At 48.0% G+C, this 1,273-nt stretch carries 2 protein-coding genes and 1 pseudogene; all 3 read right to left on the reverse strand.

Annotated elements, in window-relative coordinates:
- Positions 1–14 precede the first annotated feature (14 nt).
- Positions 15–365 (reverse strand): transposase, encoded by a 351-nt coding sequence (locus ACYVFD_RS35940; protein WP_461095445.1) that lies wholly within the window; start codon positions 363–365, stop codon positions 15–17.
- A gap of 28 nt (positions 366–393) precedes the next feature.
- A pseudogene (locus ACYVFD_RS35945) lies at positions 394–903 on the reverse strand (IS3 family transposase); the annotation flags it as partial.
- A 20-nt stretch (positions 904–923) separates the two neighbouring features.
- Positions 924–1,223, reverse strand: coding sequence for a transposase (locus ACYVFD_RS35950; protein ID WP_461095446.1), 300 nt, complete (start codon positions 1,221–1,223; stop codon positions 924–926).
- Positions 1,224–1,273 lie beyond the last annotated feature (50 nt).

A 1,273-nucleotide genomic window follows, 5' to 3' on the forward strand; every position in this document is an offset into this window, starting at 1 on the left:
TGAGGTGGTCCGATTTAGCGGCACACTGAATTTGTCAGATTTGTATAATACTCCTGTTCAAATTGTTCAGGGCTTCGGTAGCCCAGCGACGAATGCTTTCTCTCCCTATTATAATAGACTTCAAGGTAGTCGAAGATCTCTGTATGGGCATCATCAACACTCAGAAATACTCCGCCTTCCAGTAATTCCGCCTTCAGGCGGCTCCACAACGACTCCGCAAAGGTATTGTCGTAGGGATCGTCGGCCCGGCTCATGCTAGGCCTGATATGCCATAATCGGATTACCTCTTTTAACTCGCTCGATACGTATTGGCCACCTCGATCTGAGTGGATAATCAGACCTACGGCAGGTTGTCGTAACTGCAACGCACGACGTAGTGGAAGTATAACCAGTTCATCCGCTCCGGCGGTCCGGTTCCATTGTTTCGCCCACTTGCCAGCCCACTACTTTGCGGGAGAATAAGTCCATCCAAGTAGCTAAATAGGCCCAATCCCCGTTGATTAAAGGCAGATAGGTAATGTCGCTGACCCAAACCATATTGGGAGCCTTGGGCAACGGCTGGCCTAGTAATAAGTTCGGCCAATAACCTCTACCATGCTTGCTATCCGTCGTTCGGGGCACAAATGACTTAGGCTGAATGGCTTGTAAACCACCTGCTTTCATCAGCATTCTTACTTGATGACGTCCCAGCACATGCCCTTTTTCTTGCAACTCAGCCGTAATGCGTCGACTTCCATACCGTCGTTTGTGCTTACCAAAGACCTGCTCTACTAAGTTCTGATGCTCAGCTTGCTGAGGTGTTGGTTGGTAGCTATCGCCCCGCAGGTACCGATAATAAGCCGTACGACTAACTTCCAACACCAAGCACAGAATCTCTACCTTAAATTCGTCAGCTAGGCTTTTGACTAGTTCATAGCGTTGCCTTAAGTCTGTTGGCTGACAATGCTTAAAGCTTTTTTTAAGATCTCGCGCTCCATTTCCAGTTGGCTGACCCGTTGTAGCAGGCGCTGGTTCTCAATCAGTACGTCTGAAGTCTGGCTCGAAAAATGGTGTTTTTCTTCCCCTTTGTTTCGCTGTTTCCATTTATAGATGAGCGCTTCACTAATGCCTAGTGCCTGAGCCACATATGGCACGCTTTGGCCGTTGGCAATCATTTTCAGCACGTCCGCTTTAAAAGTTGCGTCGTATTTACGCCGTTTTAGGGGTTTGTTTTTAGGCTGCATGGTCTTGCAAGTTAAGCAAGTTCATTGTGCCGATTTATTGGACCATCTCA

The organism is Spirosoma gilvum, from assembly GCF_054776815.1.

Bases quoted from the DNA above. Each gene is read 5' to 3' on its own strand.
- ACYVFD_RS35950 (WP_461095446.1), bottom strand. From the start codon at position 1,223: ATGCAGCCTAAAAACAAACCCCTAAAACGGCGTAAATACGACGCAACT.